At 65.7% G+C, this 16,422-nt stretch carries 13 protein-coding genes; 4 read left to right on the forward strand and 9 right to left on the reverse strand.

Annotated elements, in window-relative coordinates:
• Nucleotides 1–32: 32 nt before the first annotated feature.
• The 7 genes from RQP53_RS14175 to rsgA form a co-directional block, all read right to left on the reverse strand.
• A complete protein-coding gene (locus RQP53_RS14175; protein ID WP_315650996.1) occupies nucleotides 33–2,024 on the reverse strand; it encodes an OPT family oligopeptide transporter in 1,992 nt (663 codons plus the stop codon).
• Between the two features lie 180 nt (nucleotides 2,025–2,204).
• Nucleotides 2,205–2,429: a DUF350 domain-containing protein gene (locus RQP53_RS14180; RefSeq protein ID WP_315650998.1), complete on the reverse strand. Its 225-nt coding sequence runs from the start codon at nucleotides 2,427–2,429 to the stop codon at nucleotides 2,205–2,207.
• Nucleotides 2,430–2,479: 50 nt separating this feature from the next.
• Nucleotides 2,480–4,096, reverse strand: coding sequence for a DUF4178 domain-containing protein (locus RQP53_RS14185; protein WP_315651000.1), 1,617 nt, complete (start codon nucleotides 4,094–4,096; stop codon nucleotides 2,480–2,482).
• A gap of 1 nt (nucleotide 4,097) precedes the next feature.
• Complete coding sequence (locus tag RQP53_RS14190; protein ID WP_315651001.1) at nucleotides 4,098–5,159, reverse strand: SPFH domain-containing protein; 1,062 nt, start codon at nucleotides 5,157–5,159, stop codon at nucleotides 4,098–4,100.
• 554 nt (nucleotides 5,160–5,713) lie between these two features.
• On the reverse strand, nucleotides 5,714–8,017 hold the full coding sequence (locus RQP53_RS14195; RefSeq protein ID WP_315651003.1) for a TonB-dependent receptor plug domain-containing protein: 2,304 nt from the start codon (nucleotides 8,015–8,017) through the stop codon (nucleotides 5,714–5,716).
• A 175-nt stretch (nucleotides 8,018–8,192) separates the two neighbouring features.
• Nucleotides 8,193–8,534, reverse strand: a complete 342-nt coding sequence (locus tag RQP53_RS14200) for a nuclear transport factor 2 family protein (RefSeq protein ID WP_315651005.1) — start codon at nucleotides 8,532–8,534, stop codon at nucleotides 8,193–8,195.
• 60 nt (nucleotides 8,535–8,594) lie between these two features.
• Nucleotides 8,595–9,677 (reverse strand): ribosome small subunit-dependent GTPase A, encoded by a 1,083-nt coding sequence (gene rsgA / locus RQP53_RS14205; RefSeq protein ID WP_315651007.1) that lies wholly within the window; start codon nucleotides 9,675–9,677, stop codon nucleotides 8,595–8,597.
• A 717-nt stretch (nucleotides 9,678–10,394) separates the two neighbouring features.
• On the opposite strand from rsgA, the gene RQP53_RS14210 reads away from it, so the two are divergent.
• On the forward strand, nucleotides 10,395–12,017 hold the full coding sequence (locus tag RQP53_RS14210; protein ID WP_315651009.1) for a DUF1800 domain-containing protein: 1,623 nt from the start codon (nucleotides 10,395–10,397) through the stop codon (nucleotides 12,015–12,017).
• Nucleotide 12,018: 1 nt separating this feature from the next.
• Nucleotides 12,019–13,368 (forward strand): DUF1501 domain-containing protein, encoded by a 1,350-nt coding sequence (locus tag RQP53_RS14215; protein ID WP_315651011.1) that lies wholly within the window; start codon nucleotides 12,019–12,021, stop codon nucleotides 13,366–13,368.
• On the opposite strand, the gene RQP53_RS14220 is transcribed toward RQP53_RS14215, so the two are convergent.
• Nucleotides 13,356–13,976: a hypothetical protein gene (locus RQP53_RS14220; protein WP_315651013.1), complete on the reverse strand. Its 621-nt coding sequence runs from the start codon at nucleotides 13,974–13,976 to the stop codon at nucleotides 13,356–13,358. The genes RQP53_RS14215 and RQP53_RS14220 overlap by 13 nt on opposite strands.
• A gap of 149 nt (nucleotides 13,977–14,125) precedes the next feature.
• Between RQP53_RS14220 and RQP53_RS14225 the strand changes: the two genes are divergently transcribed.
• Entirely contained in the window at nucleotides 14,126–14,575 is a 450-nt protein-coding gene (locus tag RQP53_RS14225; RefSeq protein WP_315651014.1) for a hypothetical protein, read from the forward strand.
• A gap of 473 nt (nucleotides 14,576–15,048) precedes the next feature.
• Nucleotides 15,049–15,291, forward strand: coding sequence for a hypothetical protein (locus RQP53_RS14230; RefSeq protein WP_315651015.1), 243 nt, complete (start codon nucleotides 15,049–15,051; stop codon nucleotides 15,289–15,291).
• Between the two features lie 181 nt (nucleotides 15,292–15,472).
• Here RQP53_RS14230 and RQP53_RS14235 read toward each other — a convergent pair whose 3' ends face one another.
• Nucleotides 15,473–16,210: a S1 family serine peptidase gene (locus RQP53_RS14235; RefSeq protein ID WP_315651016.1), complete on the reverse strand. Its 738-nt coding sequence runs from the start codon at nucleotides 16,208–16,210 to the stop codon at nucleotides 15,473–15,475.
• Nucleotides 16,211–16,422 lie beyond the last annotated feature (212 nt).

A 16,422-nucleotide genomic window follows, 5' to 3' on the forward strand; every position in this document is an offset into this window, starting at 1 on the left:
CGCGGCCCGGGCAGCCATTTGGCAACGAGGCATCAATGCTTGGCAGCGCCCAGCTTGCTGACCCAGCCATACAGCGCCAGCGTCAGCAGCAGGAAGGCGCCGCCGCCAATCCACACGGCAGCGCCAGCAAAGCCCTCGCCGACCAGGGCCAGCGGTGCACCCTGGCCGGAGAAGACGACGATGGCGGCCAGCAGCACGCCGATCAGGCTTTCGCCGACGATCAGGCCCGAGGCCAGCAGCACGCCCAGCTGCTTGGTGCCGGCCGCATTGGCGCCACGCTCGGCGCGCTTGTCGAACAGCCAGCCGGCGATGGCACCAACGACGATCATCAGCGTCGACGAGGTCGGCAGATAGATGCCCAGGCCCACGGCCAGCGGCGGCAGATGGGCGCGGCCGGTTTGCTTGAGCACGGCGTCGATGAAGATGGTCACCGCGCCGATGCCGGCGCCGATGGCGATCAGGTTCCAGTCCAGATCACCCTGGATCACGCCCTTGGCCAGTGCCGAGATCAGTGCCGCCTGCGGGGCGGCCAGCGCGTGGGCGGCATCGGCACCAGGGGCGCCGGCAAAGCCATAGGCCTTGTTGAGCAGATCAAGAATCGGCGGGATGACGACGGCACCGGCCAGCACGCCGACGATCAGCGCGACCTGCTGGCGCCAGGGCGTGGCATCGACCAGCTGGCCGGTCTTCAGATCCTGCAGATTGTCGTTGGCGATGGTGGCAACGGCGAACACCACCGAGGTGACGAACAGCGCGAAGGCCACCAGGGCCGGGCCGGCCGAGGCCGGCAGCAGCGGCTTGGCGACAAAGGCCAGCATCAGTGCTGCGCCGATGACGACGATGATGCCGACGCCGGACAGCGGGCTGTTCGACGAGCCGATCAGGCCGGCCATATAGCCGCAGACGGCGGCGACGAAAAAGCTCATCAGCACCACATAGGCCACGCCGCCAATCACCAGCAGCGCGGTCTGGCTGCCGAGGCCGGCGGCCGTGCTGAAGTCGCCCAGCAGCCAGGCAATCGGCAACATGCACAGCGCGGTGATGATGCCGACCCAGCCGATGGGAATATCGCGTTCGGTGCGCGGCAGCGAGGCGGCCTGGCCGGACTTTCGCACCCGGGCCGTCATGATGGCGCCGTGCAAGCCGGTGGCGACCGGCTTGATCAGCTTGAGCAGCGTCCAGATGGCCGCCACACCGATGGCGCCGGCGCCGATGAAGCGCACCTTCTTGCTCCAGACCTGGGTGGCCAGCGCGGCGATATCGGCCACCGGCGCGCCGGCGGCCTGCAGGCCGCTCAGATAAGGCACGGCACCGGCCCAGGCAATCAACGCGCCGACCAGAATCGCCACGCCGACCCACAGGCCGACCAGATGGCCGACGGCCAGCAGCGCAAAGGACAGGCTGAAGTTGTAGCCGCTGGCGCCACCCTTGTCGCCGAGGCGGAAGAACTTGACCACCTCGCCGGCAAAGACCTGTGTCGCCACGACGACGGCAAAGGCCGCCGAGGCCAGCGAGCCGGCGACGATGGCCAGCAGGCCGGCACGATTGGCCTCGGCCGCAGCGGCCTCATTGCTGGCACCGACCTTGAGCACCTCGGCGCAGGCCACGCCCTCGGGGTAGGGCAGATCGGAGTTGGTGACCAGGGCGCGGCGCAGCGGGATCGAATACATCACGCCCAGCACACCGCCCAGAGCGCAGATGGCGCAGGTGACGAAGTAGGGGAAGCCGTTCCACCAGCCAATCATCACCAGGCCGGGCAGCACAAAGATGATGGACGACAGCGTGCCGGCCGAGGAGGCCACCGTTTGCACGATATTGTTTTCCTGCACGCTGGAGCCGCTGAAGCGGCGCAGCAGCGCCATCGAGATGACGGCGGCGGGAATCGAGGTTGCGAAGGTCAGCCCGGCCTTCAGGCCGAAGTAGACGTTGGCGGCGGTGAAGACCAGGGTGATCAGAATCCCCAGGATCAGGCCGCGCAGCGTCAGTTCGCTGCGTTCGACCTCATGGCTTGTGGTGGTGCTCATCGTGTGGTGCTTATGGCTCGTTGTGGGTGGGCGAAGGCCTGCCGGCCGGCGCCGCATCGGGCGCCGCGGCGGACAGCACAGGCGGCCGATGATCGCCGGCCCGGCCGGGCTTGCCTATGGTGTATGCACGGAGCCGGTGGCCCCGGGTGCCGGGATTCAGCCGCGAAGTCAGCCGTGACGTCAGCCGTGAATAGCCGCGGCGACGATCTGGCCGATGGAGATGCACATCGCTGCCACCACGACGGCCAGCGCCATGTTCTTGTGCTCGACGATCTCTTCCCAGAGCTTGTAGGGGGTCAGCTTGTCGATGACGACAAAGCTGATCCAGAACACCAGGACGCCGATCAAGGCGTAGAGGATGGAGCCCAGCACGATGTGCGGGTTCAGCCATTCGCTTGGATTCATGCTTGCATCTCCTTGATCTCGATCGGGTGAGCGCCGCAACTGCCGCGCTCTCATTTGTGCCCACCGCCGCCGCTGCTGAAGCCGCCCCAGGAGCCGCCGCTGCCGCCATTGACGCGCACCCCATTGCTGCCGCGCGAGTTCAGGCATTGCGCGTATTCGGCGCTTTGTTCGCCATAGGTACGGCGGTAGTCCTGGCAGCCATCATCCTGCTTGCTGAACAGGATGATGGCCAGCACGGCCATCACGAACAGCGCAATGACGATCTTGGTCGTCAGGCTGGCGCCGGTGAGGGCCGCGCCCAGATCGGTGGCGCCGGCATCGCGCGTCAGCGCAGCGCGCTGCTCGGGCGCGAGCCGGAAAGCCTTGGCGACCTCGCTGGCGTCAAGCTTGTGCCCATGGCTCCAGACCAGCTCCTGGCCGCTTTGCTCGCAGCTCAGCAATTCGTTGCGGGCCTCGCCCTGGCCGAGGTAGTCGGTGACCAGTGCACGGTCTTCGCGCTGCACCCGCCAGTAGAACTCGCCCAGCACATAGGTCACCTTGGCCGCATAGCGCCAGCGCCGCTTGAAGCGCTTGCCCTGCCAATTGACGGTGTCGCCAGCCACGCCGGCCGGCGCGCCGGTGAGCGGCCGCACCAGGCTCCAGCCGTCCTCGCTGTCGACCAGAAAGGCAAAGCCCTCCTGGCGGTTGAAGAGCAGGTATTCGCGCCAGAAGGTCTGTTCCTCATCGCTGCCCGCGGCGGGCAGATCGCAGCGTTCCTGATAGCCGACGACGGTCCAGGGCAGGTGGGCGGTGCCCGATGAAGCAGGCAGAGGCAGCACGCCGTTGCGGCCCAGTGGCAGCAGTGGCTCCAGGCCGTTCTCTTGCGCATAGTGGGCCAACTCCGCGCCCAGCCCACCCGTGGCCGAGATGTCGACCACGCTCTTGCACTGGCCGCAGACGATGCTCTTGCTCTGCGCCAGCTTGGGTTCCAGCGCGGCGCCGCAGCTGGGGCAGGGGAAGCTGCGCGCGGACAGCGTCTTGCTGCTGTCCTCACGCAAGCCCGCCATGCTCAGATCAGCCAGCCGCACCGGCCGGCCTATCGAGGCCAGCACGCGGCCGGGCAGGCCGTAGTCCAGCGTCGCGACCTCGTTCTGCGGATTGCGCAGCTCCGCGATCAGATAACCGCCGGCCGCCGGTGGCTGTTGCGGCAGCTCGCCCTGGGCACTGGCGCGGGTGATGGTGGTGAGCGCGGCAACGCGCCAGGGTTGGCCGGCGAGCAGCTGCTGGGCGCCGAGCTGCAGCGCGCTGGCGGCCGGCAAGCCCTCGGGGGGCGCTTCAAAGCTGAAGACAAAGCTGCCGTTGTCTTCCGACAGCCAACCGCTGCGGCCGCTGTCGAACAGGGCATGCCATTCGTTCCAGCTGCCGCCGTCGTAGCCGAGCTGAAGCCGGCCGATCAGCCGGAACGCCGCGCCCTGGTAGCGGCCGCTGGCACCGAGCTGCAGCGGCGAGTAGTCGTCGAACAGTTCGGCCGCCTGGCCGATGCGGCGCAGCTGCTCGCCCTCGCGCAGCAAGGTGCTGCGGCAGAAGGAGCAGACAGCGCTGGCCGAAGCCGCCGAGGCGAACTCCAGCGGCGCGCCGCAGTTGGGACACAGCGCGCGCCAGGCGCGCTGCGGGGCTGCGGTCGCCAAATCAGGCGAGCTTCTTCAGCAGTTCAGCCTTCTTGGCGCTGAACTCGTCCTCACTCAAGATGCCCTTGGCCTTCAGCTCGCCGAGCTTTTCCAGCAAGGCGATGATGTCCTCGGCGCTTTGCTGGGGCGCGGCCGCTGTGGCCGGTGCCGCCGGCTGAGCCTGCACTTGCGGCTGGGCAAGACCTGACCCCAGCCCGGCGCCGAGCTGAGCGGCCAGCGTCTGACCGAGGGCAAGACCTGCCCCCAGTCCCATCGCATCGCCGGCGATGCCGCCGCCCTGGCCCACGCCCTCGGCCAGCTTGGGGATGGCCTGGGCGGTCTGGTATTGCATGAACTGGCCCATGTTCTGGCCGATCATGCCCATGCCGATCTTTTGGTCGAGGATCTTCTGCAGCTCTTCGGGCAGCGAGACGCTTTGCAGCGTGACGCTCTCCAGCTTCAGGCCCAGGCGCTCGAATGAGGGCGCCGTGGCGGCCTGCAGGGCCTGGGCGAATTCAACCTGGTTGGCGGCCAGGTCGAGGAAGGGAATGCCGCTCTGCGCCACCGCATCGCTGATGTGCTGCAGCATCAGGCCACGCAGCTGGCCGTCGAGCTCCTGCGCGGTATAGACCTCGCGGGTGCCCGAGATTTCGGTGTGGAAGGCCTTCGCATCGACGATGCGGTAGGCGTAGTTGCCGAAGGCGCGCAGGCGCACGGCGCCGAAGTCCTTGTCGCGGATGGTGACCGGCTGGCTGGTGCCCCAGCGCTGGTCGATCTGCTGGCGGGTGCTGAAGAAGTAGACATCGCTCTTGAACGGCGATTCGAACAGCTTGTCCCAGTTCTTCAGATAGGTCAGCACCGGCAGCGTCTGCGTCGTCAGCTTGTAGCTGCCGGGGCCAAAGACGTCGGCGATCTTGCCCTCGTTGACGAACACGGCCAGCTGCGACTCACGCACCGTCAGCGAGGCGCCGTACTGGATTTCGAAATCCTGCATCGGGTAGCGCCAGGCCAGCACGCCGTCGCCATCCTCGGTCCACTGCAGGATGTCTATGAACTGTTTCTTGATGAAGCTCATCAAACCCATGGTCTCGCTCCTCAACCTCGCAAGGTGTTCAATGCGGACACCCCTGGTCCGCAGCCGCGAGTATCACTCAGCGCAGGGCGGGTCGGCATTCCCCCGCAAGGGAGGGTGCCGCAGGTCATGTTGCAGCATTGAAAACAACCTGAACGCGAACCACAGAGCCACGGAGACACAGAGAAATTCAGCTCGTGCCCTAGGGCCTGTTAACACTACGTCTGCCTGTGCGAGAGGGGCTCCAAGGGCCCCAATTCTCTGCGGACGACGACGCCCAGGCTGGCCGCCTGGGCAAGGAGTTCAACACCGAGTGGGGCCCTTGGAGCCCCTCTCCCGGAGGGTTGTCACACAAATCGCCGTGCACGTCGTTGCAAAGCCTCGCCGGGGGAGCAGCCCCGGCTTCGCTCATTGAAAGCTTGGGCGCCTCGTTCACGGCGATTTGTATGGCAACGCATCAGGCAGACGTAGTGCTAACAGGCCCTAGCTGCTGCCCTAGCGTTTCCTCAGTGAACCCTCTGTGACTCAGTGGCTCTGTGGTTTGTTTTGAGTCATGCACACCTTTCCTATAGCTTTATCTCCAGGCGCAGCTGCCAGTTGGTAAAGGTGCGGCCCAGGTTGTCGGTCTGGATGCGCTGGGTGTCGGTGCTGATCAGGCTGGCGGTGTTGTAGTCCAGCGGGTTCAGGTTGGAGGCCGATAGCCGCAGCAGCGTGTTCATATTGATGTTCCAGCTGACAAAGGCGTCGGTGACCAGCTTGCGCGGCGTGCTGTTGGCCTGCAGCAGGCTTTCCTGCACGGTGTTGGCAGGCGTCCAGTTCAAGCTGGCGCCCACGCTCAGCGGCAGGTTGCGCAAGCGGTAGTCGGCGCCGAGGTTGGCGGTGGCGCGCGGCTGCTGGTCGAGCTTGTTGTTGGGGCCCGGGATGCCGTCGACGTTCGAGTGGAACAGGCTCAGATTGCTGCGTACATTGACCGGCCAGGCCTCGCTGATGAATTCGTCGAGCCGGAACTTGGCTTCGAGTTCGATGCCGGCCGTGCTGGCCTCGCCGATATTGCTCGGCCGCGACACCCAGCGCTGCACGCCGGGCAGGGCCCAGGACACGGTCTCCAGATTCGTCTGCGTGCGTATCAGGTCGTGGATCTGCCGGTAAAAAACATTGGCGCTGAGCAGGCCGCCCTTGCTGAGGTAGTGCTCGAAGCCGATTTCCAGGCCGGTGGCCAGCTCGGGCTTCAACCCGGGGTTGCCGGCGCGGTCGGCGTATTGAATCTGATTGGGGCCGCAGAGCTGGCCAAGCGGGCAGGGGTATTCGTTGTTGATGCTGGGCCGGGCGATCAGATCGTTGAGCTGCGGCGAGCGGTAGCTGCGCGTCAGGCTCATGCGCAGCTGATCACGGCTTTTCTCGTCGAGCTTCCAGACCGCGTGCAGCAGCGGCGTCCAGACGCTGGAGCGGTTGCTGACGGCATAGTTGGCTGCATCGCTCTTGGTCGTGATGCCTTCCCAGCGCAGCCCGGCGTAGAAGGACCACTGCTTGTTGAGCTCCCACTCGTCCTGGCCGTAGACGGCGAGCCGCTGTGTGCTGGCCTTGAGGTTGTCGCCAAAGTCGGCCAGCTCCGGGCGGGGCAGGCCGTTTTGCAGGCTGGTGCGGCTGGAGTCGCGGGTATTGCCCTCGGCCTCGATGCCGCCCACCAGGCTGTGCTCGGACTCCAGCTGGCGCGACAGCTTGCCGACCAGGTTGTAGCTGCGGTCGCGGCTGCTGCTGGTGTCGTCCAGCGTGCGCGTTGCGGCGCCGGCCAGGCTTTCCTGGCGCAGGCTGTGGCCATCGGCCTGGGCGCCGCCGAAGCCGCCGCGCAGCTCCAGCCGCGTGTTCTCGTCGACGCGCTTCTGCCACTGCGAGTTCAGCCGCAGCATCGTGAACTTGTTGTCGCCGCTGGTGCTGGCGGCATCGAAGAGGCGCCCTGGCGTCTGCGTGATCTGGCTGCTGCTGCCGCTCTTGGAGACCACGGCAAAGGGCTGAATCGACAGGTTGTCGCCCTCGCCCAGCCGCCATTGCAGCCTACCCGTCAGATTCAGTGCCTGGCGCCTCTCGGCGCTCTGGCCCAGCGTGGTTTGCTGGTCTTGCAGATGGCCGGCCAGGTCTTCGGTGCTGACGATGGTGTGCACATCGTCGACCCGGTCGGTCTTCATCGCATTGAGCGTCAGGTTGTAGGCGCCGCCGCGCTCGTCGAGCTTGTCGTTGCGCGACCATGACAGCGCCGGCGTCACATGCCCGCGTTCGACGCCAAGGCCGGTGCGCACCTCGTTCAAATGCCGCTGCAAGGCCTCGCGCAGCACCACATTGATGGTGCCGGCCACGGCGCGGGCGCCATGCTCGGCGGTCGGCGCGCGCAGCACTTCGATGCGCTCAACCTGCTCGGGCGGCAATTGGTCCAGCGAGAAGCCCGGCGGCATCCGTTCGCCGTTGACCAGGATCTGCGTGTAGCCGCCGCCCATGCCGCGCATGCGAACGTCGCCGCCGCGCCCGGGGCGGCCGCCGGAGGTGACGCCGGGCAGGCGCTTGAGCACCTCGCCCAGGGTGCTGTCGCCAAAGCGCTCGATCTCTTCGCGGGTGACGACGATCTTGCTGGCGGTGGACATGCGGCGCACCGTGTCGTCGCTGGCACCACCGGTGATTTCGACGCGTTCCAATTTTTCATTGGCCGGTGCGTCGCCGGCCGGCTTGGCCTGTTGTCTTGCGGCAGGCTTCTGTGGCGCGCTGCGCGTGGGCGCGCTGGCGGTCGGGCTGGGCGGCTCGAGCGCGGTTTGCGCCAAGGCGCTCAGCGGCAGCAGGGTCAGCGCCAGGCTCAGCGGATTCAAACGAAGATGGACCTGCATGTGTGCTTGTTCAGAGAACGGCGCAGGCCGGCAGGGCCTCGCACCGGCTACAGGGTGCTGTCGGGGTATGGGCCGAAGTGTCGCGGGAGCCGGACCTGCTGACGAAGGGCACAGCGCCATTTCGCCCGTAATTCATCAATCTTTACCCTGCGGCAAAGCAGCGCTTCGCTGTCAATTAGCCGGGCAGGAAAAAATAGACCTTGCTGATCAGCCCGCCGCTGCAGTGGTAGACGACCAGCAAGGCCTCCGGCGTGTCACCCCGGCCGTGGACGATCTCATGGTCCAGCACCTTGTCGCCGAGCACGATGCGCTGGGCGACTTCGGCACGCACGCCAGGCTGCGCGAACGGCCCGCTCGCATAGCGTTCGCGAAAGGCCGCCATGCCGACCAGGGTGGGCGCCTCGGCCGGCATGCGCCAGACCCCGACGTTTTCGGCATAGCAGGCACAAAAGGCGTCCAGGTCTTTGGCGTTGTAGGCATCAAGCTGGGCTTGGGCCAGCGCGGCGGGGCTCGGCATTGGGCGTGGTGCTGAAGCTGGCATCGGTGCGAGTGTCGCATCGTTGCCAGTCGTGTTGCCTCAGTCGCCATGCTTGAGCTTCAGCTTGTGGCGCGCCTCGCGGCTGCGCTGCTTCCACACCGACACCGCTTCGCGCCGCTCCAGCGGGCCCATCTGCTCGCGCGCGACTTCACGTTGCAGCTTCTGGTAGCTGCGCAGACGCCCCTCCGGCAAGGCCTCGCGCACGGCGCAGCCGGGCTCGCCCTGATGGCGGCAGTTGCGAAAACGGCAGGACTGGGAGAGGTGCTGAACGTCGTCAAACGCGGCGTCGACCTGGCGGGCATCGGCGTCGAGCTGCAACGCGCGCAGGCCCGGGGTGTCGATGATGCAGGCGCCGTTCGGGCAGTGCAGCAGCTGGCGCGCGGTGGTGGTGTGGCGACCCCGGCTGTCGTCGGCGCGCACCGTACCGGTCTGCTGGCTGACGCTCTGAGTCAGCGCATTGGCCAGCGTGCTTTTGCCGGCACCGCTGGAGCCCAGCAGCACCAGCGTCTGCCCCGGGCGTAGCCAGGGGGCCAGCGCGGCGGCACTGTCGGCCGCGGCCGTGCCGTTGAGTGCCAGCACATCCAGCGCGTGGCTGTGCGCCAGATGGCCGTACAGCGGTGCCAGCCGGGCCGGCAGATCGGCGCAGAGGTCGGCCTTGCTCAGCACGATCAGGCAGGGCAGTGCCTGGCTGTGGCAGAGCACCAGATAGCGATCGAGGCGGGCCAGATTGAAATCGTGGTCCAGTCCCATCACCAGCAAGGCCAGATCGACATTGCTGACCAGCGGCTGCCGGAAGCCCTCGGGATTGCGCCGGCACAGCCGGTTCAGCGGCGGCAGCTGCGCATAGGCCCAGGCCTGGCCGCTGGCGTCGACCTCGAACAGCAGCCAGTCACCGACAGCGAGGCTCTGGTCCGCCGCGGCGAGTTGGCGCTGCAGCTCGGGGCGCACACGGGCAGGCAGCGTGCCCTCGGTGTCGTGCAGTTGCAGCTGATCGCGGTGCAGCGCGCACAGCCGCGCGAGGCGGGCGCCGTCGTGCCATGGCGCGGCCTGCAAGGCGGGCAGCAAGGCCTCAGAAAAGCCCAGGCTTTGCAGGGCGGGGAAGTCTTGGTCTTGAAACAGCATGAGATTCGCTCGAATCAGGCCTGCGCGCGCGCCGCGTGGGCATCTGCGCGCTCAGGCCGATGGACAGGCGCTGCCGGCCCGAGCTCGGCGCAAGGCGAGTCGGGTGAAGCAGCTTCGAGAGGGCGAATGTCGGCCGCGCGCTGGGCGCGGCAGTGCTGATCAAGAGGTCGCTCAGGCCGCCGAGGCGATGCTCAGCGACAGCGGTTCAACGCTGAATCAGACGCTGCGGGCGCAGCTGGGGGCCGACAGGAGGTGGGCAATATCAGTCTTGGCCATGGTCGTCTCCTGTGGGGTTGGTGGAAGGCGCGAGTGTCGGCTTGTTGAGCCGGCGGGGTCAAGCCACGATGTGTCGATGTGGCCAGCGGGCGACAGCGCATGCGCCATCGCGAAAACCGGCGCCACAAAAGCAAAGGGCCACCGAGGGTGGCCCTGCTTTCCGGACAGGATGCTTGCGCATCGAGACGGTTCCTCTGGCGCTGGTGACGGGTTCCAGAACTCTGCCCAATCTGCAGCCGGTTTGTCGCCTTGGATGCTTCGCATTGTGCACGCCGCCTGTGACAGTGATTTGACGAAATGCAAGGTTTTCGCGATCCAGTCTTCGCTGCTGTTGGCTGACCCACAAGCGTGAGCTGCGACACAGCTTTCACAGACCTTTACATCGCCGCCTCACACATTTACCGGACTGCTGCCTACGATGGCGGCGAACAGGAGACGCCGATGAAGTCTTACCGCAGCCCCTTGTTCCTGGCCGCACTGAGCCTCAGTCTTGGCCTGGCCCACGCGGCCACGGCACTCAGCGATGGCGATGCGCGGCGATTGCTGATGCAGGGCAGCTTCGGCCCCACCGAAGCCAGCGTCAGCGAGGCCATGCAACTCGGCCGGGCCGGTTGGCTACAGCGCCAGTTCGCTCAGCCGATGAGCGACTACACCGGCTTCGCCTATGTCGACCCGAACACCACCGTCGGCTGCCCGACCGGCTCGCCCAGCACCTGCCAGCGCGACCACTACACCCTGTTCCCGCTGCAGCTGCAGTTCTTCCAGCATGCGCTGACGGGGCCCGACCAGCTGCGCCAGCGCACCGCCCTGGCGCTGAGCGAAATCCTGGTGGTGTCCGGTACCAAGATCCGCTTGCCCTATGCGATGGCGAACTACCAGCGCATCTTTCTGACGCACGCCTTCGGCAACTTCCGCGATGTGCTTCACGACGTGACGCTGAGCCCGGCCATGGGTGCCTTTCTGAACATGGCCAATAACGACAAGCCCAACCCTGCCAAGGGCATCGAGCCGAATGAAAACTATGCCCGCGAGCTGCTGCAGCTGTTCAGCATCGGCCTGTGGCAATTGAACCTGGACGGCACGCCCAAGACCGGGGCCGACGGCAAGCCGCTGCCCAGCTACAACCAGGACAACATCGAAGGCTTTGCCCATGCCTTTACCGGCTGGACCTATCCGCAGCGCCCCGGCGGACGCAACCGCTTCCCCAATCCCAGCAATTTCGCTAGCCCCATGGTCGCCTTTGCGGAGCACCATGACACGGCGGCCAAGACCCTGCTCAACGGGCAGACGCTGGCCGCCGGGCAGAGCGCCGAGGCAGATCTGGAAGCGGCGGTCAGCAATGTGTTCAATCACCCCAATGTCGGCCCCTTCATCGGGCGCCAGCTGATCCAGCATTTGGTCACTGCCAATCCCAGCCCGGCCTACGTGGCCCGTGTTGCGGCTGCGTTCAATGGCGCAGGCGGCTCGCCGCGTGGCGATATGAAGGCGACCCTCTCGGCCATCCTGCTGGACCCGGAGGCCAGCGCGCCGGCCCAGCCAGCCAGTTTCGGCAAGCTGCGCGAACCGATCTTGCAGCTGACCACGCTGTATCGCAGCCTGGGCGGCAGCAGTGATGGCGTCTGGCTGCGCTCGCAGGCGGCCAATCTGGGCCAGCCCATCTTCAGCCCGCCCACCGTCTTCAACTTCTTCCCGCCGGACTACGACCTGCCCAATGACCCGGGTCTCGATGGGCCGGCCTTCGGTGTCTTCAATGCGAGCGCGGCCTTCAAGCTCAGTGGTGTGTTGGCCACCGCGCTCAGCGGCACGCCCATTGCGCCTGATGCGAGCGTGCCCGGCGCCACCGGCACCCGCATCGACCTGAGCCGCTGGCAGGCCCTGGCCGCCACGCCCGATGCCCTGGTGCGCGAGATCAACCGCGTGCTGTTTGCCGGGCGCATGAGCAGCACCTTGGGCCAGGCCCTGCTGAAGGCGGCCCAAATCGCGCCGGCAAGCAAGCCTTTGGATCGCGCCCGTGCCGCCTTGTTCCTGGCCGTGATGTCGCCCGAATACCTGGTGGAGAACTGAGATGAATCCTTGCATCAAGAACCGTCGCCAGTTCCTCGGCCAGGCCGGCTCGCTGGCGGCCACCGCCGCACTGGCGCCCTGGGGTTCGGCCCTGTCCGCGCCGCTGGCCGGCGGCGATTACCGTGCCCTGGTCTGCGTGTTCCTTTACGGTGGCAACGATGGCAACAATATGGTCGTGCCGCTCGACGCCAGCGGCTATGCCGCCTATGCCAAGGCGCGCGGCAATGCGGGCAGTGGCGGCCTGGCTCTGCAGCAGTCGACGCTGGCACCTTTGAACGGTTCCACCCTGGGCCTGCATGCCGCCTTGGCCCCCTTGGCGGACATCTGGAACCAGGGTCATCTGGCCGTGCAGGCCAATGTGGGCACGCTGATCCGCCCCTTGAGCATGGCCGAGTACCAGGGGGGCAAGCTGCCGCTGCCGGGCAATCTGTTTTCGCACAGTGATCAGCAGTCGCAATGGCAGCAGGGCGCCTCGGGCCTGGCCAAGCCCAGTGGCTGGGCGGGGCGCATTGCCGATCTGCAGCCGGTGGGCGGCGCGGTGCCGACGGTGATCTCGGTCAGCGGCAATGCGGTGTTCATCAATGGGGTGAGCAGCGACGGGCTGGCGGTGTCGTCCTCGGGCAGCTTTGCCATCAAGGGCTTTGGCAGCAACCCGGCCAAGAATCCGCTCTACAGCCTCTACACCAGCTTGCTGCAGCAGAACTATGCCAATGCCGAGGAGCGCGCCGCCGCGGCCGTCATGAACCAGGCGCTCGCTGCCAGCAATGCCCTGAACAGTGCGCTGAGCGGCACCGGCAGCGTGGCCGGCCTGTTCAATGGGCAGAACAACAGCCTGGCCCAGCAGCTGCTGGCCGTGGCCAAGATGATCGAGGCGCGGCAGAGCCTGGGCGTGAGCCGGCAGATCTTCTTTGTGTCACTGGGTGGCTTTGATACGCATAACGACCAGCTTGCTCAGCAGAACAATCTGTTTGGCCAACTCGGCCCGGCGCTGAAGGCGTTTTACGACGCCACGCTGCAGCTGGGCGTGGCCAGCCAGGTCAGCACCTTCACCGCGTCTGACTTCGCTCGCACCCTGCAGCCGGCGTCTGGCGGCGGTAGCGACCATGCCTGGGGCAATCATCAGTTCGTCATCGGCGGCGCGGTGCGCAGCGGCATTTATGGCCGCATGCCGCAGCTGGTGTTGGCCGGGCCCGACGATGTGAGCGAAGAGGGGCGCTGGTTGCCCAGCACCTCGGTCGATCAGATGAGCGCCACCTTGGCCAGCTGGTTCGGCGTGGGCGCCGCTGATCTGGGTGCGATGTTCCCGCAGCTGGCCAATTTCAGCCAGCGCAATATGGGCTATTTCGGCTGAGGCCGCCGGGGTGCCAGCTTGGCATAGCGGCGGCGGCTGCCGAGCAGCGCCGTGGCCAGCGCCAGCAGCGTCAAGGCCCAGGCGCGCGGCTCGGGCAGGCTGCCCGTGACGGCGGCCTGCGCAAACAGCTTGTCGCGCCCGAACGGCGCCTGCTGATCAACCAGCCCGGAGATGAAGCTGCTGTCATTGGCCGTGGTCACCACATCGCCAATTTTCCAGCCGCCAAGGAAGGCGCTTTGGCCGCTGTAGCTGAAGCTGCTGGCCGTGCCGCCGAGGAAGTCGTGAAAACCGTCCAGCGATAGGTGCGGCGCGTGAGCCAGCGCCGGATTGCCCAGCGCGGTGTTGAAGATGTTGAGGTTGAAACGCACCGAGCCGTTGAAAGGATGCGCGGGGTCGGCGTACCAGAAGGCCGTCCAGTGGCCGCTGCTGTCGAACTGCAGCCTGACCGTCACCAGATCGCCGCGCGCGGCTCCGTCGCCCGGGCTGTCCTGCCATTGCAGGGTCATGGGTCCGGCGCCTGCGCTGCCGGCCAGCAGCGGTAGAACGAGTATCAATGCTGGCGCCGTCGCTCGAATCCAGGCGAAGCCTTGAGCAGCGGTTTCTCGCATGGCGGTCTCCTCGTGCGTGGCGCGGTCTGATGCCGGCATGATCGGCCAAAGCCTAGCCGCGCTGAAGACGAGAGTAGGGGGTGGGTGGAGTCCACTGTGCCGAGGGGCCGGTCGACTTCTATACTCGGCTCACGATGGATGCGCCCGCAATGCCCTGCAGCTCGGACGAAGTCACCCATTTCGCCCGCGGTCGATTTGCGCCGCATGGCGCCATGCAGGTGGAGCAGCATGGCAGCGTGCTGGTCGGGCATTGCTATGGCCCGTTCAATCTTGAATTCGTGCAAGCCTATGGGCGCATGTGGGCCGCACATTTCGCCGGCTGGACCGGTGCGCCGGCGCTGATTCTGCTGACGGTGTGGCACGACAGCGCGATGGCCACGCCCGAGGCCATCGGCTGCTTCCGTGAGTTGATGGCCCTGGCGGCCCGCACCCTGCCGGCCGATACCTTGCACCTCTGGCTGATGCCGGAAGACCTCGAAGGCGCATCGCTGACGCTGCCCAGCTGGACTGCGGCAATGACCGACAACGGCCTGGCCGTCGAGGTCTTGCGCAACGAGGCGGCGGTGCAGCAGCGCATCGATCAGCATCTGGGCCGCTGAGTCTGCGGCTCAGCCCGGCAGGCGCAAAGAAAAAACCTCCAACACCTTGCGATGTTGGAGGTTTCAATTTGGCTCCTCGACCTGGGCTCGAACCAGGGACCTACGGATTAACAGTCCTACGCCACGGGAACCGGACGCGAAGCCAAACCTGTTGAAAATCAGTAACTTAGGTCAAATTGTAGCAGGCTGGCGGTCGGGAAATGTGGACCAGATCAGGACCAGATGCGCCGCCTTCCACGTCTACAGGACCGGGAATCGACCGCACAGCATCGTGATGCTGTCCCCCCACGACTCGGTGATCGCAAAACTTGCATCGTCTTCGCTATCATGCCCGCACGTTCAGGCTATGCCCCATGGGCATTGATCGTGGTTTGGTATGGCCAGGGTGCGTCGCACCGAGGGCTTGAGTCTGGAGACCCTGAACGCATCCGGGCTCACCTTCATTTTCGAAATCCGACAATGAAGGAAACACCATGGAAATCTCTGAAGATTTGCGCATCGCGCGGGCTGGGAAGGCGCTCGACCAACGGGCGCGCCGAGCGGCGAGGCGTGTTGGTCTGGTGGCGATCAAGTCAAACCGCTACGGGGTGGCTCTGCCGCCGTTCGTTAGTGGCTTCGCACTAGTCAACGAAGCCGAAGCACGAATCGAGATCGGCCAGCACTTCGATTTGACCGCTGACGAGGTCATCGACTTCTGCGCCGGTTTCGGCAAGTAAGTACGCCGCCGTCCCCAATTGGGGCGGCGGCTTTTCTTTGACGCCCAGTGGATCGACAGCGCATGGAGAAGAAGCTTGTCTTCGAAGTTGACCGAAAGCCAGCATGCGACGCGTGAAGTTGATGACGGGGCTGGTGCAGGACCGGGAGTCGACCGCGCAGCATCGTGATGCTCACACTCGTCTAGGAATGTGCGGTCGCTGGCGGCCGGCCAGTCTTCAACTCTAGGGCGTCGAGCAGGACCGATCTATCCAAAAAGTGAATGATCGAAGATGTCACGGTGCCGCGTATCGCCATGCCGCACAGACATACTCTTGCCGCCCCTTCAGGATTTTCATGCCAGCTGAAGACAGGCCCTCCGCTGAAGCCGCTGAACGTGCTTAGCCCATGTCCGTCCGCGATCTTCAGTTCATGGAGATAAGGCAGCGCGGATTCCTTCTGGTATCGCCCTTGGAGCACGATGCGTCCAGTCGTCATTTCCCCGTTCTCGTAGTCGATCGTTGAATGCTCTTCGGGGTAGCCCATGACGACAAATGCTGCATCGTCCCGAGCCGAGTACCAGTCACCACCGGCTTTCTCAAGGTCGATCAAGGTGGCTTCTGCAAACTCTGGGTGCTGCAAGCGCGCCTGATCAATCTCGATCACGGCCAAGTCAGCAAAGTCATCTTCAACATCTGCCTCTGGAGCGAAGAACACGTCTTTCAAAGGCAGCATGCGGCGCGAGGTGTCGCTGGGGAAGATGCAGAGCGGGCCAATACTCTCTGGTCTCAGCGTGTGCCGCGTCGTCAAGATGAACGCACGCCGCTTGTACCCGACAAGGAATGTCGTTCCCCAGATGGTGTAGGGGAATTCAGGCAGGTCGGTTTCAAACACCAAGGGCTGCACTGAACGCGCCAGACTGGATATTGTCTGAGGATGCATGGAGGCGTCTTAAGTGACTGGGCTTGCGCGTTTGGTGCACCGCAATGCGGCTGGGGAAGTTGCTAGGATCAGAAAAAAGGGCGGCCAGAGCCGCCCACATTTGCCTGAAGCAAACGTCGCCGTTACTTGCCTTTCGGCTTGCTCGGCGCGGTCGGCGCCTTGCGCGCGGGAATTGTCTCAACGACGGTAGTACTTGGCCGACGCAAGGCCTC

Origin of the sequence: Roseateles aquae (genome assembly GCF_032337115.1) — a bacterium.
GTDB lineage: Bacteria > Pseudomonadota > Gammaproteobacteria > Burkholderiales > Burkholderiaceae_C > Roseateles_C > Roseateles_C aquae.